This window comes from uncultured Eubacterium sp. (genome assembly GCF_937958975.1).
Classification (GTDB): domain Bacteria; phylum Bacillota; class Clostridia; order Lachnospirales; family Lachnospiraceae; genus Eubacterium_G.
On record NZ_CALGRE010000008.1, the window covers coordinates 1 to 3,270 of the forward strand.

The window sequence follows — 3,270 nt, forward strand, 5'->3', positions numbered from 1 at the left end:
TATTTATGCCCCATCCCCCCAAAATGTGCCATGAAATACCTAGGAGGCGAATCTTGAACAATATAAATAATAAAAATGAAGAGATACGGTTCTATAAAGAGAGGACTCTAAAAAATATCTACAGATTAATGTCTCAAAATAACTGGACTCTTCGCCAACTTGCCGATAATGCTTTATTGCCTTACGAATCTGTTAAAAAATTAATGTCCGGGAAAATAAATAACCCCAGCATTTACACTCTTCTGAAAATAAGCCATGCCTTCGGCTGTGGCATTGACTACATCTTAGAAACCGAATCTACATATGGTGTTACCTCTCCCAAACTTCCCCTAAGAGCCTTTACCCTTATTCAAGAAATAGCAAATTTAGAAATATATCTAAAAGAATATAACGAACGTCGTGGAACTGATGAAATTACTGTTATTGTCCCCACAGGAATCATTCATGACGGAATGGTTTTTGACAGCATTTATACAGAAACAATTGATATTTCTGCATATCGCCAAGATTTTAACGATATAATAATGTGTGGACTAAAAAACATAGGAAGAGAATTAAGTCCCACATATTTAGACGGTGATGTTTTACTCATTGCCAGAGACCGTTTTCCAATGAACGGAGAAGTCGGAGTTTTTCTCATAGGAACAAAAGCATATATTCGAAAATACACTCTTTCAAACCCAATTATTATGGAACCGGTAAATGGCATCGGTACCCCAATTACAATACATAATATTGATGATGTTCATTTCTTTGGTCGTGTTCTTACTGTTATTAGAAGATAAGAATCCTTTGTAAAAAATACATATTCTACAAATTGAAAAAATTTATTTCTAATATTAAATACCAATGAATTACTATTATTGTAAAATATTATAATGTTGCAATATGTCAGAAAATATATTATTATATTGCTATAAACATAATTAAAGGAGGCTTTTTAAAATGGCTTACAAAATTAACGATGGTTGCATCGGTTGTGGTGCATGTGCAGGCGCTTGCCCAGTTGGCGCTATTTCAGAAGGTGACGGAGTATTCGTTATCGATGCTGACACATGTATCGAATGTGGAGCTTGTGCAGGTGCTTGCCCTACAGGTTCTATCGAATTAGATGCTTAAAAAGTAAAAAAAGGGGTGTTGCCTGGCAACAGCCCTTTTTATATATCTTTTATTGCTCCTCCTACTGTGGCATTACTGCCTTTACTTTTTTACCTATATGTACTCCCACTTTTTTCCCGTTTACTTTTTGCTTTGTGTCCGCCGTAATACCCGATACTTTTACAGCTTTTTTACCTTTTTTAACCCCTTTTGCTGCGACCTTTTCTAACTGCTTTTTACTCTCTTTTTTATTTTTTTTCAACAACATTTTTTCAGATTTAATTTTTTGCTTTCTTTCTTTTCTGCTCATATGCTGTCTCGAACGCATTACCTCGTCTAATTTTTTATAGCGTTCCTCTTCCTTTTCGTCCTGCATACGCATAAGGTAATTCATTTCTTTTAAAACTGTTTCACTGACACATCCGCTAACTTCCTTACCTAAATCTAATGTAGACTCCTTTAAGGCTTTGGATACTACCTTGTCCATAATTGCCTGAAACTGGTCCATCTTGCTTCCTGCCCCCTCTGTGACTTCCAGCCTGCTGTTTTGCTTTATAATAGGTGTTAGTGGAACTTCCTTTACTCCGTTTTTGTCATCAGGGTCCGTAAGCATCATTTTAATCGTTCTCAAACTATACCCCTGTTCTTTTAACTCTCTCACATTCTTTAGCAAATTGATATGATTATCCGTGTAATAACGATGCCCCATCTCATTTCTTGGAATGGTAACATTCAATTCCTCCTCCCAATATCTCAAAACATGAGACTCTACACCAAGCATCTTCGATGCATCAGAAATAATATATCGCTTTTCCCCCATCTCGTCCTCCTATTAAATTTTTCCGTGAAAAACACACTTCTCTTTGAAACACTACAATTATAAATCCATTATATTCACCCTTCAATACTTCTATCACTGCAAATAATGTAACCTTTTGCGATGCTGTCGAACAAACTACAAAAATGAAAAACACAGAGCAGGAAAAATCCCTTACACCTGGTTTTCTTCCTGCTCTGCATCTTCAAATTTGGTAAACTGTGGTAACCATACCAGCTGGACTTCCCCAACCGGACCATTTCTTTGTTTTGCTACATTCAAAATAATTCTATTTCTATCTTCTTCTTTTTTCTCTTTATCATAATATCTGGACATCAGCATAACTACATCGGCATCCTGCTCAATCGAACCGGACTCACGCAAATCCGCCATAATAGGCTTTCTATCCTCTCTGGTCTCCGATGCACGGTTAAGCTGTGACAATGCAATGACCGGCACATTGAGCTCTCTGGCAATCCCCTTAAGTGTTCTGGAAATCTCTGCAATTTCCTGCTCTCTGCTTCCATGTGGAGTATTTGTTGTCATAAGCTGCAAATAATCCACAATCACTAACTGTATATCCTTCTCTAATTTAAACTTTCTACACTTAGAACGCATCTCACCAATACTAATACCCGGAGTATCATCTATGATAATATTTGAATTTCCAATTACATTCGCCGACTCAACAATATTCGCCCACTCATTGTCACTCAAATCACCAATACGGATTTTTTGAGAGCTTACCATTGAGTTTTGCGAAAGAATACGATTTATCAACTGTTCGCTTGACATTTCCAAACTAAAAATTGCCACCGGTATATTGTGCTTTACAGCTATCGTTTCCGTCAGATTTAACACAAATGCGGTTTTACCTACAGACGGTCTCGCTGCAATCAATATTAGGTCTGATGGCTGAAGCCCCGACAATTGTGTATCTAACTTCTTAAAACCTGTCTCAAGACCTGTAATCGTCCCCTTTGTCTGTGCTGCCTGCTCTATCTTGTCAAAAACATTTAAAACAATCTGTCGTACCGGAACATAGTCTCCCGTATTTCCGGTTTGTATCAATGAAAAAATATCCCTCTCTGTCTCCTCCAAAATGGTATCGAGAGGTTTATTTCCCGCATAACATGTATTTGCTATATTTTCATTAGCCCGAATCAGATTTCGCATAACAGACTTTTCATAAACAATTTCCGCATACTGCTTAATATTCGCAGATGTAGGAACCATATCTAATATATTTCTGATAAATTCAATGCTTATGACTTCTGAAGGAACCTCCATCTCCTCTAGCTTATTCTTAATCGTTAAGATCGGAAGAGCGTCGTGTAGGGAAAGAGTGTAGATCT

At 37.0% G+C, this 3,270-nt stretch carries 3 protein-coding genes; 2 read left to right on the forward strand and 1 reads right to left on the reverse strand.

Annotated features, from left to right (window positions below; translation table 11 throughout):
• Both Q5O86_RS00940 and Q5O86_RS00945 read left to right on the forward strand, forming a co-directional pair.
• On the forward strand, positions 1-785 hold a 785-nt coding region (locus Q5O86_RS00940), incomplete at its 5' end, for a helix-turn-helix domain-containing protein (RefSeq protein ID WP_302625280.1).
• Positions 786-945: 160 nt separating this feature from the next.
• Entirely contained in the window at positions 946-1,119 is a 174-nt protein-coding gene (locus Q5O86_RS00945) for a DUF362 domain-containing protein (RefSeq protein ID WP_302625281.1), read from the forward strand.
• A gap of 61 nt (positions 1,120-1,180) precedes the next feature.
• Here Q5O86_RS00945 and Q5O86_RS00950 read toward each other — a convergent pair whose 3' ends face one another.
• Positions 1,181-1,918 carry a MerR family transcriptional regulator gene (locus Q5O86_RS00950; RefSeq protein WP_302625282.1) on the reverse strand — a complete coding sequence of 246 codons (738 nt, stop codon included), beginning with the start codon at positions 1,916-1,918 and terminating at the stop codon, positions 1,181-1,183.
• Positions 1,919-3,270 lie beyond the last annotated feature (1,352 nt).